Origin of the sequence: Lactonifactor longoviformis (genome assembly GCF_042848515.1) — a bacterium.
GTDB classification, from domain to species: Bacteria; Bacillota; Clostridia; order Lachnospirales; family Lachnospiraceae; genus Lactonifactor; species Lactonifactor longoviformis.
In genome coordinates this window covers 1,221,739-1,241,155 of record NZ_AP031453.1, presented here as the reverse complement: position 1 = coordinate 1,241,155, position 19,417 = coordinate 1,221,739, and the positions used below count along the sequence as shown (strand labels likewise).

Genomic DNA, 19,417 nt, shown 5'->3' with positions numbered 1-19,417 from the left:
TATCCTCCTAAGTGTTCCTGCGCATCCGAAACCCTAGTAGTCCAGAGTCTCCATATACTTCATATAACGCACTACCATAAGTGCAATCTTGAAAGTGATGGCATCCTCAAATACCCTAAGGTCCAGCCCGGTGCTCTTCTGCAGTTTATCCAGGCGGTATACTAGTGTATTTCTGTGGATATATAACTGTCTGGAAGTCTCGGATACATTTAAGCTGTTCTCAAAGAACTTATTGATGGTGGTTAATGTCTCTTCGTCAAAGTCATCTGGTGATTTCCCATCAAAGATCTCTTTTATGAACATTTTACAAAGTGGTATGGGAAGCTGGTAGATTAACCGACCGATTCCCAAAGAACTGTATGCAATTACTTCTTTGTCGCCAAAGAAAATCTTACCTACATCCAGAGCCATCCTTGCCTCTTTGTAAGAACGGGATACCTCCTTTAATTCCTTAACAATGGTACCGTAGGCAATGTGGGTTTTGCCGTCCTTCTCAATGCCAAGAGCAGTTAAGATCGTATTTGCAACTTTGTCCGCCTCGTCGTAGCCGTCGGTGGGACTCAGTTCTTTTACAATGATGATACTCTTCTCGTCTACGGCAGTTACGAAATCTCCGTTCTTGCCGCCCAACACATTCTTGATCCCCTCCAGGGAACCGTATTCTTTATCCTGATTGGATTCCAGGATAAATACTACACGACGGACATCAATGTCGATATGTAACTTCTTTGCCCGGTTGTAGATATCCACTAAAAGCAGGTTATCCAGCAAGAGGTTTTTGATAAAGTTATCCTTATTAAATCTCTCTTTGTAGGCAACCAGAAGATTCTGGATTTGGAAAACAACGAGTTTTCCCACCATAAATACATCCTGGCTGTCACCGTCCACGATTAAGACGTACTCCAGCTGATGATCGTCATATATTTTAAACAACTGATATCCTTTGATAATCTGACTATCGGCCTGAGAATTAATAAAATCTACGACTTCGTCCTCTGAGCATACAGTGTCTGCAAATGTCGTAGCCAAAGCTTTACCTTCAGTATCCGTTACACAAAATTCTGTTCTTGAGATGTTCTTTAATCCGTCTAATGTGTTTTGCAGTACTTGATTTGATATCATCTTTTTCCCTCTTTCCATTATATAATGTATTGCCAGCCTTGCTTTTTCCCATAAAAAACAAAAAACCCTACTCTATATAATAATATAAAATCCCGAAAAAAGAAAGTAAAAATGCGAAATATTGAGTAATTCACCAAAAAAACACATTTTATTTCTTTTGTTCCTGCTGGATAAATCCTTCCCCCAGCACCTCCCGGGCATCGCACACAATAACAAAGGCCTTTTCATCTATCCTGGCCACAAGCTCTTTTAACGGCACAATTTCTTTTTTGGAGACAACACAGAAAAGCATCTGCTTTTTTGCTTTTGAGTACATACCCTTCGCGGATATCCCTGTCACCCCGCGCTCAATGCTCTCCATAATCTCCCTTGCCACCGAATCATAGGAATCCGTGATGATAAAAGCTATTTTAGAGTAATGCAGGCCCTCCAGCAATCCATCCGTAATTTTTGCGGTAACAAATATAGCAATCATGGCGTAGAGTGCCAGGTTCAGTCCGAATACCCAGGCTCCCATAAACACGATGAGACCGTCTACAAACATCATAATTTGAGCGATGGAATAATGGCGCAGCTTTCTCTGAATCAGGGCGGAAACCATATCGGTGCCTCCAGTGGTGCCCTGTCCCAGAAAGACAAAGCCAATTCCCACCCCCATAATTACACCTCCGAAGAGAGCGGCCAAAACCAAATCATCGGAAATCAAATGAAAGGCAGGCAAAATATAGAGCCACACAGATAAGCTGACCGTTCCCCAAAGGGATTTGGCAAGAAGGGGCAGGCCCATAATCTTTATTCCAATGAAAAACAGAGGTACATTTAATATGGCATTGGTAAGCCATAATGGAATGCCCCCTGTCACGATAGGTTCTGTAACAGTCTTGATAACAATGGCTAAACCACTGAAACCGCCTGTTACAAGCTTCATGGGGTCATAAATGGAATTGATTGCCAGCGCCATCAATGCTGTACCTACTGTAATAAAAACATAGTTCTTTACCTTTGATTTCCCATGCTGCAGGAACATGATTCAGTTATTCTCCTTTTTCACTATTATACCGGGCAACCATTTTTTTAAAGGTGCTCTTCTCTAATAGTTTGCTCAGCCAGTTCGATTTTAAACCTGATTCTGTCTGAAGATTTGCGTGGCTTCCCAGACTCATCCAGATTCTGGCATTTACCTTTTTGCGGTTCTCCACAGCAAACCGCTCCATGGACAGGCTCTGGGAACAGGTGAGAATCACCTCGGGAGATACACTGTTGATCTCATTAATCACCCGGTCTTCCCCGTCGGCGGTCTCCCCGCAGAGAAAGTCTGAAGCTGCAATCTTTAATCCCTCGTAAGTTTCTTCCAGATGCTTTTTCAGGACATCGGCCTCTTCCTTAGTCTCTCCGAGTACAAAAACCGTATTCCCGTAATTGATTACATACATGAAGAAAGCCCCCAGGAATTCATGATTCGTCACCTCCTGGAGCATGGCTTCTTCTTCTATCTTTGCTGCTTTTAGAACTTCCGGTTCACCGATGATACTCAAATCCAGAGACTGTATATAATTTGCCAGGATTTCATCCTCTCTGGCAGCCATCAGAAGATTCATTGTGATGAGGCCATAGGTCAAAAGCCCCTGTTCATCCCACTGTCTTCTCACAATCTCCAGCATTTCGTCCACAGAATATTTATCAATCAGAAAACCCAATATATCAACTTTATTCTCCATAGAGTCACTCCAAATCAGTTGGATTATTTTGCAATATATGGAGTATAGCAGAAAAAAACATTTATTTCAAGTATGACCAATCTGGTACAGATTCTCCCCTTACTCTTCTTCCAGCTGCTTCAGCAGATACCGTCCTACCATATTTGAAAAATTTCCGATGTCTCTGATATATGCGAAGTCTTTTCCAAATATCTTTTTCTCAGTTGCCAGGTCTTTTTCTTCACCAGCAAACACTCCCAGTACCGATACCCCCAGATTTCGCAGCCTCCGGATCTCAAAGGCTGTATCCCGGATCGCATATTCCCCCTGATACGGCTGTGGATTTCTGGCGTTGGGCCTGTTGATAACCACATCATAGGGCCTTCCGTCGCTGAGTACGATCAGCACTTTATGCTCTTCCTCCCTCTGCAGCAGCCCCTGGCCGGCAGCCTTCACCGCCAGTCCGTCCCTGTTATTGCTGGAAGTAATATACTCGAATATATTGGCGTTCATACTCCTGTCATCATCGTAGCTCCGAAACCGGTGGAGAATGGTATAATCCCAGAAGGTACAAAAGCTCATAACCCTGTGGGGAATGTTTACATTGCTGAGGGCCTCACTTATAATGTATGCCTGCATAGCCACCTTACCCTGACGGCTGCGCTGGGATCCACTGGCATCGATGAGAACGTCTACGGCAAAATCAATGGCATCATTTTTCAGTTCTCTCCGGAATAATTTTGCATCCTGTGTCCTCCCCACTTTCCACAAAAGAGAAGGGACAATAGTTCCTCTGTCAGAAAGCACTTCCTGTACCTCGTCTCTCATAACGAATGCCTTTTTCAGGAGATCGCTTAATATAACTATATTTCTTTTAACCACCCGGTGATTGTCATAATACTCAAAAAGATTTTTATCCTTCTGCTTTCTGGCGTATTCATACTGATAATTCCGAAGGGCAGGATGTTTCAGAATCCCTTCTGTAAAATACAGGCTGCAGTCTCCATGAATCCCTCTGCAAAGCTGGTAATTCAGCGATTTTTCCTCCGCAGGGCTTAGATAAGTAATCCCATAGTTGCGTTCCACATAGGTATACATCTTTTGAAGGGCTTCCTCGTCCACAATCACTATCTTTTTCTGCAGTGAATGCTCCGGGGGGGCCTGTTCTTCTTTTTCCTCCTGAAATACTTCCATCTGTGTCATGGTCTCCGTTACCTTTTCCAGGTAACTCTCCAGAGTCTCTTCATACATTTCCTCTGAGAGAAAGTCCTTCCATGAGTATTCTGTCAGTTCCTCCAGGGTGATATCCAGTACCTTCTGCAGACTGCCCTTCCGTTTCTCAAAATCCGGCTCCACAAGCGCATTATACAGGCGGTCAATGACTCTGATAATGGCCATGGTATCTTCAGCCTGGCTCAGGCTGTAAATTTCCTCCATCCAGCTCCTGGTATTTCTGGGCACCTGGTATGTCCCCTGCAGCCCTTCTTTAAGGAGGGCGATCTTTAAATGTCCCAGAGGATTTCCCGACAGAGCTGTGAATTCCTCTTCTAAGATATCCCTGTACGCCCGCCGCCTGATATCGGCAACCCCTTTTCGTTCCTCCAGTATTCTCTGGTACACCGCCTGTTCAATGCACATCTGTGCTACTGTCATCAGCGGAGCCTCCTGGGCCTGAAGGAAAACCTTTTTGACGAGATATAAACTGAGTGCGTCCCTGTCATAATACTTCGCAAAAGCACCCTGTTTTACTCCGTCATAAAGGGCAATATCTTTGGAACGCAGAAAAGTATCCACGTCTGCCTTAATCTCCAGACTGTAGTCACCGCTCACCGTCCACATAAGGTTCTTTATTCTGTTTTCCAATTCCAGCTGATATTCTGTATATTGTTCTTCCATCAGCACCCTCCGCTATGAGTCAAAAGAATTCTCCTGAGGTCCACGCCTCCGGAATCCTGGTAGTCACCACATCCTGTACTATTTCCTTTTCGAAAATGTCAAAGCACTTATTCACAACCCCCATCTGCACCGCCAATGCCGGGGATAATCCACACTGAATCGTTTTCAGGGCTGCAATCATCCCCCTAAGATCCAACGCCTTTGTGGAAATCTCCCCGTTTGCCGCCTTCTGCTGGAGATCCAGAAAAAGTCCAATCCACTGTTTCAGCGCCTCGTCCTTCAGTCCGGGAAACATATTCTTAAATACAAATTCCAGGGTCTCCTCACTCTGTCCCGGCATATCAATTACCAGAAACCTGGACACCAGCGCCTCGTTCAGATCCTTTGTCCCCGCATAACCGTAATTCATGGTTCCTATAAACCGGGCAGCCCCGTGCAGATCGATCTTGTCATATCCCGGAACATCAATGGTTCTCCGGTAGTCCAGGGATGCGTGAAGTACGGAAACCGCGTCATTCTTCGCCATATTAATCTCGTCCAGGATCCCAAATCCCCCATACTGAGCACACTGGTAAATACTTCCCTTTCTCAGCTCAACCTCATTATTCCGAAAGGTATCCGTGCCAATCAAATCTCCGCTGTTTGTATTCACATGAAACGACACGTTATAGGACGGCCTTCCGAACATAAACGCCAAATTCTCCGCCAGCACATTCTTTCCCGTAGCTTTAGATCCTGTAAGCAGCAGATTCTCCCCTTCCAGTAAGGCGGCAATGGCCATCTCCAGAACTTCCCTGCCGTAAAAAGGAATACTAGGTGCAACAATTCTGGTCTTCACCTCATCCGCAACCGCGTATTGCCTGCGGAATTCCTCCACCCCCTGTATTAAAAAAGGATTCACTCCCTGATCCTGTAAAAATTGCAGTTCTCTTATCATCTCTTATCCTTTCTGATTCGTTTCTTCTATAAAAAAGCGTCCGGCAAGCCGGACTCGCGCACCGGAGCGCGGCCGCTTACGGCCATCTTCCTTGCCTTCCTCTATTATAACTTAAATTATCCAGAATGTACACTAACCAAACAAGAAAGATTATGCGAAGGCGTAATCTCCGCCTGCGGCGGGCTGCCGCAGACAGCAGTTTCCTATGTAATAAAAAGAGCCATACCTCCCGGTACAGCCCTCTCCAAATCTTTTATTTATCCCTGTGCAGATTAAAGTTCGCATACGCCGGTGCCCCATGCTCGTGTACATCCAGTCCGTCTCTCTCTTCCTCTTCCGATACACGAAGCCCAACTGTCTTATCAATTACTGTGAATACAAGAAATGCAAGTACCAGCACATACACCAGAACCGCCCCTACGCCAATCATCTGTGTTGAGAGCTTAATCCCTGAGTTTTCGAATGCGAATACTCCTGTCAGTATGGTACCCAGCAGTCCACAGAAGCCGTGGACCCCGATGGCCCCCACCGGGTCATCAATCTTTAGTCTGCGGTCAATGAATTCAATTACAAGTACCACGGCAATTCCTGCAGCCAGGCCGATGATTATGGCAGAGTAATTGGAAACCACGTCGCAGCCTGCGGTAATAGCTACCAGTCCTGCCAAAGATCCATTGAGTGTCATAGAAACATCTGGTTTTCCATAACGAATCCAGGTCATAAACAGTGCAGCAAGTGTAGCTGCCGCAGCTGCAAGGTTTGTGGTCATAGCAATATCCCCCAGATTAGTGGAAGCGCCTGTGGTGGAGCCGCAGTTAAACCCGAACCAGCAGAACCATAAGATAAATACACCCAGTGCGCCGATAGGAAGGTTATGTCCCGGTATTGCCTTTGGCTTTCCGTCTGAACCGTACTTTCCTATACGCGGACCAATGATTTTTGCACCCACCAGAGCACAGACACCACCCACCATATGGACTGCCGTAGATCCGGCAAAATCATGGAAGCCTATGGATGCCAGCCATCCGTCTCCCCAGATCCAATGGCCGGTTACCGGGTAAATGAAAATACTGATGGCCGCACTGTAAATCAAATAAGAAACAAATTTCGTACGCTCTGCCATAGCGCCTGAAACAATAGTAGCAGATGTGGCACAGAATACGGTCTGAAAAATCATGAACACGCCGATAGGAAGTCCCCGGTACATCCCATTTGCATCTGCCAGAGCAGTTGGCTGAAAGAAGCCCGAAGTTCCAATAATGCCGGCTGCATCCGGCCCGAACATAACAGCGAAGCCAAGCAGGAAGAAGCAAAGACTTCCCAATACAAAATCCATCATATTTTTCATAATAATATTGCCGGCATTTTTCGCCCTTGTAAATCCCGATTCAACCATAGCAAAACCTGCCTGCATAAAATACACCAGGAATGCTCCCAATAATGTCCATACAATATTCAGCAGCAGTTCGGCCGCTTCCGCCAGTGCAGTAACCTCTGTACTGCCTCCCAACAAATCTGATAAATACATATACAACGCCTCCTCTTTTTCTTTACACACATATACTAAAAGGGGATAGTTGCCAGACTCCTCTTATCTGACAGCTATCCCCTTTGACAGCATAACCTTTTCATAATATTTATTCTTCTAGAGAGCCTCGGCTCCCCTCTCACCGGTTCGGATACGGACCGCATCCTCCACATCATACACAAATATTTTCCCATCTCCGTAATTCCCTGTATTAATCCGATCCACTACTTTGTCAATAATCTGTACGGCAGCCTTATCGTCCACCACGGACTCTACCTTTATCTTTGGCAGAAGATTTACCTGATATTCTGCCCCCCGGTACAGCTGCCTGAACCCTTTTTGATTTCCGTATCCCATGATATTGGTGATCATCAGTCCGCTGGCATTACATTCATCTAAAATCATTTTCAGATCTTCCAGCTTCTCCGGTTTAACAACAATCTCCAGCTTTTTCATCCTCTATTCCTCCTTGTTTTATTTATAAAAAACGAGGAAGTTCCCTTAGCTGGGAACTTCCTCGTTCTCTTCAAAATGATATGGTACACTTTATACTTCGAATAACAAATCACCGTAAGACGGCATAGGCCATATTTCCTTGTCTACAATCATCTCCAGTTTATCCACGGGAGCTCTCAGTGCCTCCATAGCCGGGAATACAGTATCTCTGAAATATGTAGCCTGCTCACAGCCCTCCTCTTTTGCTGCAGCTTCTTCTGTAACCCGGATCAGGGTCTTTAATGCCTCTTTAGTTTCTTTCAAAAGGGAGGATGTCTCCGTCAGCAGCTCTGTCTGCACACTGACATCCACATCTCCGGCCAATTTGACGGCATTGATGGATTCTGCCAATGTTGTAGTATATTTGATAACCGCAGGAATAATCTGCTTTCCGGCCATATCGATCATAGTTCTGGCCTCTATATTAATAGCCTTGGCGTAGGATTCATATTTAATCTCTACCCGAGACTCCAGCTCGGCCTTGGAGAATACATGGAACTCTTCAAAAAGCTTAACTGTTTTATCTGTAACCAGTGCCGGAATGGAATCCACCATGGATGTAATATTAGGAAGACCTCTTCTCTCCGCCTCTTTTACCCACTCTTCAGAATATCCATTGCCGTTAAACACGATTCTCTGGTGATCCGCACAGTTCTTCTTGATAATATCATGAACTGCCATCTCAAAATCATCAGAGGCTTCCAGAATATCGCAGGCTTCCCGGAATGCCTCTGCAACGATTGTGTTCAGAACCACATTGGGTCCTGCAACAGAATCCCTGGATCCAACCATACGGAACTCAAATTTATTTCCGGTAAACGCAAACGGTGAGGTTCTGTTTCTGTCTGTGGCATCCTTATACAGGTCTGGAAGGGTGCGGACTCCCGTGCTTAGCTTTCCGCCTTTAATGCTGTGGGTGGCTGATCCTGTGCTCACCAGCTGTTCCAGAACATCCTCCAGCTGTTCTCCCAGGAATACGGAGATAATCGCCGGCGGAGCTTCGTTGGCTCCCAGTCTGTGGTCATTCCCTACGTCGGCCGCTGATTCTCTCAGCAAGTCTGCGTGAATATCAACTGCTTTTAAAATACAGCTGAGAACCAGAAGAAACTGTACATTTTCATGAGGGGTCTTTCCCGGCTCTAACAGGTTAATGCCGTCATCTGTAGTCAGCGACCAGTTGTTGTGCTTCCCTGAACCATTTACCCCTGCAAACGGCTTCTCGTGTAACAGACATTTCAAACCATGCTGACAGGCAACTCTTTTTAACGTCTGCATAATCAGCTGATTGTGATCCACCGCAATATTTACCTTTGCGTAGATAGGTGCCAGCTCATGCTGTGCAGGCGCCACCTCGTTATGCTGTGTCTTGGAGGAAACCCCCAGCTTCCAGAGTTCTTGGTTCACATCCTTCATAAAGCTTGCAATTCTCTGGCGAATGGTTCCGAAATAATGATCATCCAGCTCCTGTCCCTTTGGAGGCATTGCTCCAAATAAAGTTCTGCCTGTAAATATAAGGTCCTTTCTCTGCAGAAATTTCTTTTCGTCTACCAGGAAATATTCCTGTTCCGGACCTACCGAAGGTGTCACACGTTTTGAGGTAGTATTTCCAAAAAGCTTCAGCAGCCGCAGACTCTGTTCATTAATAGCCTCCATGGAACGGAGCAGAGGCGTTTTCTGGTCCAGCGCTTCCCCGGTGTAGGAACAGAATGCGGTGGGAATACAGAGGGTTCCGCCGGCCGCATCCTGCCGCACAAATGCCGGTGAGGTGCAGTCCCATGCCGTATATCCCCTCGCCTCAAAGGTTGCCCGTAATCCTCCTGATGGGAAGGAAGAAGCATCCGGCTCACCCTTAATTAATTCTTTGCCTGAAAAACTCATCAGGACTTTTCCGTCTTCCTTGGGAGCCGTAATGAAGGAATCATGTTTCTCTGCCGTAACGCCCGTCAATGGCTGAAACCAGTGGGTATAATGGGTAGCTCCTTTTTCGATGGCCCACTCTTTCATCTCATGGGCAACCACATCAGCGATTTCTAAGGTCAGGTCTTTTCCTTCTTCGATGGTCTGTTTTAACTCTTTATAAACTTTCTTCGGCAGACGGGCCTGCATAACGGAATCGTTGAACACATTTTCCCCGAATATCTCCACTACATTTGTAAATTCACTCATACCTTCCATCCTTTCAAACATTATTTCTGTACGGGCCTTAAACAAAAAGAGGGCGATCCACTAAAAGTGGAACGCCCTTGTTCACTCGTACACATTTACTGGAATGTCATTTCCAATCTGGTATTAAGATACCGCAAAAACACTAAAAATGCAAGGGGATTTTCGCAAATTTCTTATTTTGTCGCATTTTATATAAATCTAATGAACATTTAATTTTCTTTTTAGTAAAAACGACAATGCGCACATTCTGTGCATTATCCGGTCTGCTCTTTATACTCCCATGATAGTCCGAAGAGCCAGCAGAAGGAGGCAGGCCCCGCTGATCCAGGATAAATCCCGGCGGATAAAATGCCTGCATCTGTAGCCCAGCATCCATCCCAGAAGCATAACAGCGATACCGGCCACGAACGAGCAGGCCACAAGAAGCAGTTTATTTGAATATAAAAGGCCGGCCCCGACCCCTGCAACTAAACCGTCCAGCGAAAGGGCCAGTGCCAGCAAAAATCCTTCTGTCCAGGAAAGTTCTTTTATCTCTGTCTGATCCACAGTCTCTTTCTTTCTGCAGGCTGCAATCAATTTATATCCCCCAACCAGCAGAAGCAGTACAAAGCATATTTGTTTCGTCACCCAGTCCGGAATTAAGGTACCCAGAAATCCTCCGGCTATGAGAGCAATGCCGAGAACCAGACTGCAGACTCCATTCATCATTATCACAACGCCCAGAGAGGGCTTACATTTACTAATTCCATAAGCAAAGCTTATGACAAATGAATCCATAGTTAAAGCTATAACGAAGAGTATGATCTCACTCAACAAGATGCCATTCATATCACACCATACTTACTCATTTATGACTTTAATACTATAGTATTCTTAATCCTCCAGAAGCTGCATGTCCTCCTTGGAAGAAATAGCGATGCTGGCTGCCTGCTTTCTGTTGCGTATCTCTACATTCATGTGATCGCCCCCGTATTCCCCGTCTAAAGTCCAGGCTACCTCCTCTTCTGTCTCAATGATGAGATGGTCTGTTTTAAAGGATTCTATCAGCTCCGTATTATCCTCTGCCATAAGAAGGGAGGAGATAATCTCCTGCAGTTCCAGAGGATTTTTTGGCTTTCGGATAAATGTAGCCTCGAACAGGCCGTCGTCCAGCTCCACATTCTTTCCGGACAGCTTCTTAAAGCCTCCCACGGAGACAGAGTTGGTCACCATACCGAAGATAAAATCTCCCTCAAAGGTTCCCTCACTGCTTTCCACCCTCATCTGATAGGAACGGATGCCATACAGACGCTTCATCCCTTCTAAAAGATATGCAACGTGCCCGAAAATATTCTTCAGATCCTGGTTCGTTTCATAAGCCACATCTGTAAACAATCCAAAGGCTGCGATATACACAAATACATCGTGATTAAACTTACCTACATCAAAGGCAAACATCTCTCCGTGCACAATATCGTCAGCAGCTTTCAGCATATTTTTGGATATGTGAAGGCTGCTGGCAAAATCATTGGTGCTCCCTGCCGGTATATACCCCAGAGGAGTGGTGTGATGCCCTTTTATCAGGCCGGTCACTACCTCATCCAGGGTACCGTCTCCTCCGCTGCAGGCCACCATATGGAATTCCCCCGCCCGCTCCCGGGTTACCTTCATAGCGTCCAGATAGCCCTGTGTGGGGTGAACCTCCACCTGGAATCCACCCTTGATAAATATATCTATAATATCCATTAATTTGGTCTTAATCGTCGCCTTCCCCGATCTGGGGTTATAGATAAATAACATTTTCTTTGCCATAATTGTTTCCTCTGCTTCCCTGTAATGTTTATATTTTACTATAGCGGGAAATTTCCTGCAAGATATATTCAGTTGTCCGGCAGCGCGGTTCTTATACGAAAGAAAAAGGTGCCCCCGTATTACCGGGAACACCTGATGGTTTTCGTTATGTGACTTAAACTAACTCCAGAAGAACTTCCATAGCAGCATCGCCTTTACGCTGTCCGATCTTTACAATACGTGTGTAACCACCGTTGCGGTCTGCATACTTGGGAGCGATTTCAGTAAACATCTTGTCTACTAAATCAACTTCTTTTGTATGTTTTTTCTTTCCGGCTTTATCCGCAGGAACTTCTTTTACTGGATAGAATACTTTTAACATCTGTCTTCTTGCATGAAGTCTGGAAGGAGCGTCTTTTTTGATCTCTTTCTGTACTTCATCGAATACAGTTACTTTCTTTCCGTCAACGACTTCTTTCACTCTCTTGCCGTCTTTGTCTTTGCGGGGAACCTTAGCTGTTACGGTCACTGTCTCAAAGTTGTCTTTTTCCTTTACAGCTAAAGCGATTAAGCCTTCTGCTACTTTGCGGATTTCTTTTGCTCTTGATTCTGTAGTAACGATTTTTCCGTTGTATAACAGATTAGTTACCTGATTTCTGATCAAAGCTTTTCTCTGGCTGGATGTTCTGCCTAATTTTCTATATTTCGCCATTTTTATATTTCCTCCATTTGTGTGGAACAATCTGCCATGCATTCATCGGTCTTACTGACAGACTGCTGTGTTTTCCATACTTAAACCTACGGCATACGCCGTGCACACGCCTATCAGGCGTGTAGTAAGGGGTACCCCGGACCCTGCCTGCAGGGCACGGCATCACTGGGATGCCTGACGGGCAAAATTTTATTCGTCGCTGGGATTTAACTGCAGACCCAGCTCTTTCAGCTTTGCGAGAACCTCTTCCAGTGACTTGCGGCCCAGATTACGAACCTTCATCATATCCTCTGAAGTACGGTTGCAGAGCTCTTCCACAGTATTGATACCAGCTCTCTTTAAGCAGTTATAAGAACGAACAGAGAGTTCTAATTCGTCAATGTTCATCTCTAATACTTTTTCTTTCTCATTGTCTTCCTTCTCAATCATAACTTCAGCTGTCTTGGCATTCTCAGAAAGATCAATGAACAGGCTTAAATGTTCGCTCAATACTTTTGCAGCTAAACTCACTGCCTCATCAGGGTCTAATGTCCCATTTGTATAGATATCCAATGTTAATTTATCATAGTCGGTAATCTGACCAACACGGGTATTTTCTACCGTCAGGTTGACACGCTCTACCGGTGTATAGATAGCGTCCACCGCAATCACACCAATGGGCATATCATCCGTTTTTCCTTTGTCAGCGCTGATGTATCCGCGGCCTTTGGTAATTGTAAGTTCCGCATTAAATTTGCTGTCAGCACCGCCGTTTAAGGTGGCAATTACCAGGTCCGGATTCATGATTTCTATATCCTGATCCACCTGAATATCGCCGGCAGTTACAACCCCTTCCCCTTCGAATTCAATGTATGCAATCTTAGGTTCGTTGCTGTCACTGTTATTTCTGATTGCCAGGCTTTTTAAGTTCATGATGATCTCTGTCACATCTTCCTTAACACCTGGAATAGAGCTGAATTCATGGAGAACGCCCTCGATCTTCACCTGGCTGACTGCCGCTCCCGGTAAGGAAGAAAGCATAATTCTGCGAAGAGAATTGCCAAGTGTAGTGCCATACCCTCTCTCAAGTGGTTCCACAACGAATCTGCCGTATTTTTTATCATCAGAAATTTCTGTGATTTCAATTTTAGGTTTGTTAAAATCGAACATGCAAAGCCCTCCTTGCAGTGCATAATGCACATCGTCTCAACAGGCATATGGAAACCCATATGCCGTGAGTGTGATGCTTTAATTATTTAGAATATAATTCGACGATTAACATTTCATCAACAGGAACGTCGATTACCTCTCTGGTAGGCATTTCTTTCACTTCTCCCTTTAAAGCTTCCTGATCTACATCAAGCCACTGGGGAACAAGTCTTCCTGCTGTAACGTCCAAAATATCTTTATATCTCTGAGAAGATTTGCATTTTTCTTTAATCTCGATGGTATCGCCTACAGATACAAGGTAAGAAGGAATGTTAACCTGCTTGCCGTTTACCATCACATGCTTATGGTCAACGATCTGTCTTGCTTCTCTTCTTGTTCTTGCAAGTCCCATACGATAGATTACGTTATCTAAACGAAGCTCTAACAGAGTCATCAGGTTTTCACCTGTCATCCCCTGCATTTTATCAGCCTTTTCATAATAGTTTCTGAAAGGTTTTTCCAGAACACCGTAGATGAATTTGGCTTTCTGTTTTTCTCTTAACTGAAGTCCGTATTCGGACATCTTACGGTTTGCTCTTCTTAACTGTCTGGTTGATTTTTTGTCAATTCCTAAATAAACTGGATCCAGGCCAAGGGATCTGCATCTTTTAAGAACCGGTACTCTATTAACTGCCATTGTATATACTACCTCCTATTAGACTCTTCTGCGTTTTGGTGGGCGGCATCCGTTGTGTGGAACCGGTGTCACGTCTCTGATACTTGTTACTTCAAGACCGCAGGCCTGAAGAGCACGGATTGCTGCTTCTCTTCCTGATCCTGGTCCTTTTACCATAACATCTACAGTTTTAAGTCCATGTACTAACGCTGCTTTTGTAGCAGTTTCCGCAGCCATCTGAGCTGCATATGGAGTAGATTTCCTTGAACCTCTAAATCCCAGACCACCAGCACTTGCCCATGATAAAGCATTTCCTTCAGCATCTGTTAATGTAACAATTGTGTTATTAAAAGATGATTGGATATGTGCTTGTCCGCGTTCAACGTTTTTCTTTACGCGCTTTTTTGTCACTTTCTTTGTAACTTTAGCCATTTTTAAACTAACCTACTTTCTCATTTACTTTGTTCATTCAGTTACGGGTGCTGCTTATTTCTTCTTGTTAGCAACAGTTCTCTTAGGACCTTTTCTTGTTCTGGCATTTGTCTTTGTCTTCTGTCCGCGAACAGGCAGTCCTTTTCTATGACGAATTCCTCTGTAGCATCCGATCTCCTGCAGTCTCTTGATGTTCAGAGCAATTTCTCTTCTCAAATCACCTTCTACTACCTGTGTCTCATCGATTACGTCACGGATTCTTCCTACTTCTTCGTCTGTTAAGTCTCTGACACGGGTATCAGGATTTACTTTTGCCTCTTCTAAAATACGGGTTGCGCTTACTCTGCCGATTCCGTAGATGTAAGTCAGTCCGATTTCTACACGTTTTTCTCTTGGTAAGTCTACACCAGCTATACGAGCCATGTGATTATTCCTCCATTTTCTACTGCAGATCCCAGCCTGTCGCAGCTCATAAGCATAGCTTATGCCTGAAATGTGTGCGTTTCCGCCGGATTCTGTGTTAATATTGTTACCTAATTGAGGTATGAAAAGCTGACGGGGCATTTTCACACCCAGCCGCAGACAAGTCCGCGACCTTTCCGGTCTCCCGGTATTACGCCAATATTACGTGAATAATCATGTCTGTCCCGGAATATATAAAGGATATCCATTTCTGGACAGGATAAACAATTTTCACCATATATTTGAACAAATATGAACAACACCTCCTGGTGGTTCATACTGCAGCCGCACATAAAAATTAGGAGTTTATTTCATTAACTCCTTGCACACAAAAGCAAGCCTAATAGAATTAGCCCTGTCTCTGTTTGTGTTTTGGGTTTTCACAGATAACTCTGATGCTACCCTTTCTTTTGATGATTTTACATTTTTCGCAAATAGGCTTCACAGATGATCTTACTTTCACTGGTAACCCTCCTTTCTTAATGCGTCAATGGGCATATCTTCATATGCCAGCACAAAAGTTCGTTTTATATTTTATCATTGTCCAACACAAATTGCAAGCAATTTTTGCACAAAATGGAAAGTTTTTTATTTATCTCTCCAGATGATCCTTCCTTTTGACAAATCATATGGGGATAATTCAATGGTAACCTTATCACCCGGTAAAATTCGAATAAAGTTCATCCTGAGCTTACCGCTGATATGAGCCAGCACTACGTGCTTATTTTCCAGTTCTACGCGGAACATTGCGTTGGGAAGTTTCTCCAATACAGTACCTTCTACTTCAATAACATCTGCCTTTGACATATATAATCCTCCTATTATCTCTCATACACGTTCTGTAAGAACATTCTTATTATATTCTTTGATTGCTTTCTTGACTGTTTCGTCGGTAACCCCTTTGCCTGCCGCAAATACCTCTTCCAGTGTAAACGGGGTGCGGTAAATCACCTGAATATGCTTTCTTTTCTTTTTCTTTGGATGGTCCAGCGTCCGGCTGCGGCCATCCACTAGATACACATATTCCGAATCCGCCTGTTTTATGACAAATACTTTTCCCGCATCATGACCGGCTTTTGATTTGGCAAGCATCCCTTTTCTCAACTCTACCATAAGCCGTCTACCTGCTGAGAGTCAGAATCTCGGGTTCCCCGTCTGTAATAAGAACCGTATTTTCATAATGTGCGGATAAGGATTCGTCCTCCGTGACAACCGTCCAGTCATCATCCAGCCACGCCACATCGGCCCTGCCCTGATTAATCATAGGCTCAATGGCCAGTGTCATACCGGGCTGAAGCCGGATTCCCCTGCGCTTCTGGGGAAAATTAGGAATTTGTGGGTCCTCATGGAGATGCGTTCCGATTCCATGTCCTACCAGATCGCGTACAACGCCATAGCCGAAGCTCTCGGCATAGGCACCAATAGCAGCAGAGATTTCGTAGAGATGATTTCCTGCCCTGGCATATTTGATACCTTCGAAGAAGGATTGTCTTGTTACTTCTATCAGCTTTCTAGCTTCCGCGCTGATTGTTCCAACTGCATGGGTACGTGCCGCGTCCGAGTGATACCCCTGATAAATCAGGCCGGCATCCAGACTGACGATGTCCCCATCTTTTAAGATATGATGCTTATTGGGTATCCCGTGCACCACTTCATCATTCACAGAAACACAGATAGATGCCGGGTAACCATTATAATTCAGAAAATTAGGTACACATCCCAAATCCCGGATTAATTTCTCTCCATAGTGATCAATATCCAGGGTGGAGATGCCCGGACGAACAAACCGTTCCAGTTCATCATGCACCTGCTCCAGCAGCTGTCCGGCCTTTCTCATAAGTTCAATCTCTCTAGCAGTTTTAATCGATACTGACATTGTTTAAGCTCCTAATATGGCGGTGATAGCCCTGAATACGTCTTCCATATCCATAGTGCCGTCCACCTCTTTTAATACGTCTGACTTTTCATAGTAGTCAATTAACGGTTGTGTCTGGTCATGATAAACATCCAGACGTTTTTTTACTGTATCCGGCTGATCGTCGTCTCTCAGGATCAGCTTTTCCCCGCATACATCGCACACATCTTCCTTTTTCGGAGGATTGTAGACCACATGGTAGGTTGCTCCGCAGCCCACACATGCCCTGCGCCCCGACATACGGCGGATAATATTCTCATCGGGAACTTCTATATTAATAGCATAATCAATTTTCTGATCCAGCTTTTTCAGAGCCTCATCCAGACTTTCCGCCTGTGGGATGGTCCTCGGAAATCCGTCCAGAACGTAACCGTTTTCACAGTCAGCCTGCTGTACCCTGTCAACCACAAGATCCACCACCAGCTCATCCGGCACCAAAAGTCCCTGATCCATATAGGTTTTGGCCTTTTTGCCCAGTTCGGTTCCGTTTTTAATATTTGCCCTGAAAATATCTCCCGTAGAAATGTGGGGAATTGTATATTTTGCTGCAATTTTTTTAGCCTGCGTTCCTTTTCCTGCACCTGGTGCTCCCAGCATGATAACTTTCATAGACTTATACCTCCCTGTATACATCTAAAATTAAGTCTCAATAGCATTTTAGTGCACCCACGAAAATGTGGGTACACCATATATGAAATCCCGCGTCTGTTTCTAATCGTTTAAGAATCCCTTGTAATTACGTACCAGCATCATGGACTCGACCTGCTTAATTGTCTCAAGAACAACACCTACAACGATAATGATAGACGTTCCTCCAAAGGAAACATTGGCACCGAACACACCGTTAAAGAAGATAGGGATAACGGCTACGATAATCAATCCGGTTGCCCCGATAAAAATAATATAATTCAGGATTTTATTCAGATATTCTGTGGTCGGCTTGCCGGGACGAATACCCGGGATAAATCCGCCCTGCTTCTTCATATTATCTGCTATTTCCAATGGATTGAAAGTAATAGATGTATAGAAGTAAGCAAAAAAGATTACTAAAACTATATACAGCAATAATCCCAAACTGTACACAGGCTGACTTGGATTACACCAGTTGTTGGATGTAAGAGCCTTCATAATCTGGCTGCCAATTCCCGTACCATTGGTTTTCCCAAGGAAAGCTGCAATAATTGTGGGGAAAGACATCAGCGAGGATGCAAAGATAATCGGTATAACACCAGATGTATTTACCTTTAAGGGAATAAACGTAGACTGGCCGCCCACCATCTTCCTTCCCTGCATTTTCTTGGAATACTGTACCGGAATCTTGCGCTCTCCGCCATTCAGGATTAGCACCAACACGATTACTACCAAAATAATTGCAAGAATAATCACTGCAGCTAACGCACCTCTGGCAATCGTCTTGCCTTTTACAAAACTCTCGAACAAGCTCATAAGGTCACTTGGGATTCTGGAAACGATGTTGATCATCAATACGATGGAAATACCATTTCCCACGCCCTTTTCTGTAATCTGTTCACCTATCCACATAAGCATTGCAGAACCAGCAGTTAAACATACCACTACTACAGCTGCATTGACAAAGTTGAAATCATCAATTATGTTACCCTTGAATCCGATTGCCATAGCAACAGATTGAAATATGGAAAGTCCTACTGTCACATATCTTGTGATAGCAGTCAATTTCTTCCTTCCGTCCTCTCCATCCCTCTGCATCTCCTCCAGCTTCGGTATTGCAATGGTGAGAAGCTGAATAATGATGGATGATGTGATATATGGAGTGATACTCAGTGCAAAGATAGACATCTGGGTGAAAGATCCCCCTGTAAATGCATCAAAGAAATTGAATGCATCCCCGGACTGCTGTGCAAACCAATTCTTAAAGAAGTCCGGGTTTGTACCAGGGATAGGAAGCTGTGATCCGATACGGATCACAACTAACATCATTAACACATAAAGGATTCGACGTCTAATATCTTTGACCTTAAAAGCATTTTGAAGAGTCTTTAACATTAGATCACCTCTACTGTTCCACCTGCGGCTTCAATTTTAGCTTTAGCACCTTCGCTAACTGCGTTTACTTTTACGTTCAGTTTCTTTGTCAGCTCCCCGTTGCCGAGAATCTTAACTCCATCCCTCGCATGAGAGATTGCTCCGCTTTCTAATAAAGCAGCCACAGTAACCTCTGCACCGTCCTCGAATCTTTCCAGAGCGCTTACATTAATAGCTACGATATCTTTCGTATTTCTATTAGTAAAGCCTCTCTTTGGAATTCTTCTATATAAAGGCATCTGTCCACCTTCAAAGCCTACTCTTTTAGCGCCTGAACGTGCTTTCTGACCCTTATGGCCTTTACCGGCTGTCTTACCATTTCCGGAAGCGTGTCCACGGCCTCTTCTGAAGTTATCGCTCTGTCTGGAACCTTCTGCTGGCTTTAAACTTGATAAATCCATTATGGCACCTCCTTAA

General features: G+C 44.5%; 22 protein-coding genes. All 22 read right to left on the bottom strand.

What is annotated here, in order from left to right:
- Positions 1-33 precede the first annotated feature (33 nt).
- A complete protein-coding gene (locus tag ACGHCT_RS05755) occupies positions 34-1,122 on the bottom strand; it encodes a CdaR family transcriptional regulator (RefSeq protein WP_072849174.1) in 1,089 nt (362 codons plus the stop codon).
- 148 nt (positions 1,123-1,270) lie between these two features.
- The gene (locus ACGHCT_RS05750; RefSeq protein ID WP_154257274.1) at positions 1,271-2,149 is read right to left on the bottom strand and encodes a YitT family protein; all 879 of its coding nucleotides are present in this window, start codon (positions 2,147-2,149) and stop codon (positions 1,271-1,273) included.
- Positions 2,150-2,156: 7 nt separating this feature from the next.
- The gene (locus tag ACGHCT_RS05745; RefSeq protein WP_154257272.1) at positions 2,157-2,840 is read right to left on the bottom strand and encodes a WecB/TagA/CpsF family glycosyltransferase; all 684 of its coding nucleotides are present in this window, start codon (positions 2,838-2,840) and stop codon (positions 2,157-2,159) included.
- Positions 2,841-2,939: 99 nt separating this feature from the next.
- Positions 2,940-4,715: a nitric oxide reductase activation protein gene (locus tag ACGHCT_RS05740; RefSeq protein WP_390438837.1), complete on the bottom strand. Its 1,776-nt coding sequence runs from the start codon at positions 4,713-4,715 to the stop codon at positions 2,940-2,942.
- Positions 4,716-4,734: 19 nt separating this feature from the next.
- Positions 4,735-5,652 (bottom strand): AAA family ATPase, encoded by a 918-nt coding sequence (locus tag ACGHCT_RS05735; protein WP_256281357.1) that lies wholly within the window; start codon positions 5,650-5,652, stop codon positions 4,735-4,737.
- 253 nt (positions 5,653-5,905) lie between these two features.
- The gene (locus ACGHCT_RS05730; RefSeq protein ID WP_154257266.1) at positions 5,906-7,180 is read right to left on the bottom strand and encodes an ammonium transporter; all 1,275 of its coding nucleotides are present in this window, start codon (positions 7,178-7,180) and stop codon (positions 5,906-5,908) included.
- Positions 7,181-7,297: 117 nt separating this feature from the next.
- On the bottom strand, positions 7,298-7,636 hold the full coding sequence (locus ACGHCT_RS05725) for a P-II family nitrogen regulator (RefSeq protein WP_154257264.1): 339 nt from the start codon (positions 7,634-7,636) through the stop codon (positions 7,298-7,300).
- A gap of 90 nt (positions 7,637-7,726) precedes the next feature.
- A complete protein-coding gene (locus ACGHCT_RS05720) occupies positions 7,727-9,841 on the bottom strand; it encodes a glutamine synthetase III (protein ID WP_226902994.1) in 2,115 nt (704 codons plus the stop codon).
- A 270-nt stretch (positions 9,842-10,111) separates the two neighbouring features.
- On the bottom strand, positions 10,112-10,669 hold the full coding sequence (locus ACGHCT_RS05715; protein WP_154257260.1) for a manganese efflux pump: 558 nt from the start codon (positions 10,667-10,669) through the stop codon (positions 10,112-10,114).
- A 45-nt stretch (positions 10,670-10,714) separates the two neighbouring features.
- Complete coding sequence (locus tag ACGHCT_RS05710; RefSeq protein ID WP_154257258.1) at positions 10,715-11,632, bottom strand: diacylglycerol kinase family protein; 918 nt, start codon at positions 11,630-11,632, stop codon at positions 10,715-10,717.
- A 154-nt stretch (positions 11,633-11,786) separates the two neighbouring features.
- Positions 11,787-12,323 (bottom strand): bL17 family ribosomal protein, encoded by a 537-nt coding sequence (locus tag ACGHCT_RS05705; RefSeq protein WP_390438833.1) that lies wholly within the window; start codon positions 12,321-12,323, stop codon positions 11,787-11,789.
- A gap of 189 nt (positions 12,324-12,512) precedes the next feature.
- Complete coding sequence (locus ACGHCT_RS05700) at positions 12,513-13,472, bottom strand: DNA-directed RNA polymerase subunit alpha (protein ID WP_072849195.1); 960 nt, start codon at positions 13,470-13,472, stop codon at positions 12,513-12,515.
- Positions 13,473-13,554: 82 nt separating this feature from the next.
- A complete protein-coding gene (gene rpsD, locus ACGHCT_RS05695) occupies positions 13,555-14,148 on the bottom strand; it encodes a 30S ribosomal protein S4 (protein WP_154257256.1) in 594 nt (197 codons plus the stop codon).
- A gap of 18 nt (positions 14,149-14,166) precedes the next feature.
- The gene (gene rpsK, locus ACGHCT_RS05690; protein ID WP_072849199.1) at positions 14,167-14,559 is read right to left on the bottom strand and encodes a 30S ribosomal protein S11; all 393 of its coding nucleotides are present in this window, start codon (positions 14,557-14,559) and stop codon (positions 14,167-14,169) included.
- A gap of 54 nt (positions 14,560-14,613) precedes the next feature.
- Positions 14,614-14,982, bottom strand: a complete 369-nt coding sequence (rpsM, locus tag ACGHCT_RS05685) for a 30S ribosomal protein S13 (protein WP_072849201.1) — start codon at positions 14,980-14,982, stop codon at positions 14,614-14,616.
- Positions 14,983-15,370: 388 nt separating this feature from the next.
- Complete coding sequence (gene rpmJ, locus ACGHCT_RS05680) at positions 15,371-15,484, bottom strand: 50S ribosomal protein L36 (protein WP_003497809.1); 114 nt, start codon at positions 15,482-15,484, stop codon at positions 15,371-15,373.
- 125 nt (positions 15,485-15,609) lie between these two features.
- Positions 15,610-15,828, bottom strand: a complete 219-nt coding sequence (infA, locus tag ACGHCT_RS05675; RefSeq protein ID WP_005950464.1) for a translation initiation factor IF-1 — start codon at positions 15,826-15,828, stop codon at positions 15,610-15,612.
- A 21-nt stretch (positions 15,829-15,849) separates the two neighbouring features.
- Positions 15,850-16,134 carry a KOW domain-containing RNA-binding protein gene (locus tag ACGHCT_RS05670; protein ID WP_154257254.1) on the bottom strand — a complete coding sequence of 95 codons (285 nt, stop codon included), beginning with the start codon at positions 16,132-16,134 and terminating at the stop codon, positions 15,850-15,852.
- Positions 16,135-16,141: 7 nt separating this feature from the next.
- Entirely contained in the window at positions 16,142-16,897 is a 756-nt protein-coding gene (gene map / locus ACGHCT_RS05665; protein ID WP_154257251.1) for a type I methionyl aminopeptidase, read from the bottom strand.
- Positions 16,898-16,900: 3 nt separating this feature from the next.
- Entirely contained in the window at positions 16,901-17,545 is a 645-nt protein-coding gene (locus tag ACGHCT_RS05660) for an adenylate kinase (protein WP_154257249.1), read from the bottom strand.
- Between the two features lie 102 nt (positions 17,546-17,647).
- Positions 17,648-18,961 carry a preprotein translocase subunit SecY gene (gene secY / locus ACGHCT_RS05655; RefSeq protein ID WP_154257247.1) on the bottom strand — a complete coding sequence of 438 codons (1,314 nt, stop codon included), beginning with the start codon at positions 18,959-18,961 and terminating at the stop codon, positions 17,648-17,650.
- Positions 18,961-19,401 (bottom strand): 50S ribosomal protein L15, encoded by a 441-nt coding sequence (rplO, locus tag ACGHCT_RS05650; protein ID WP_072849213.1) that lies wholly within the window; start codon positions 19,399-19,401, stop codon positions 18,961-18,963. The genes secY and rplO overlap by 1 nt, the downstream gene beginning before the upstream one ends.
- Positions 19,402-19,417 lie beyond the last annotated feature (16 nt).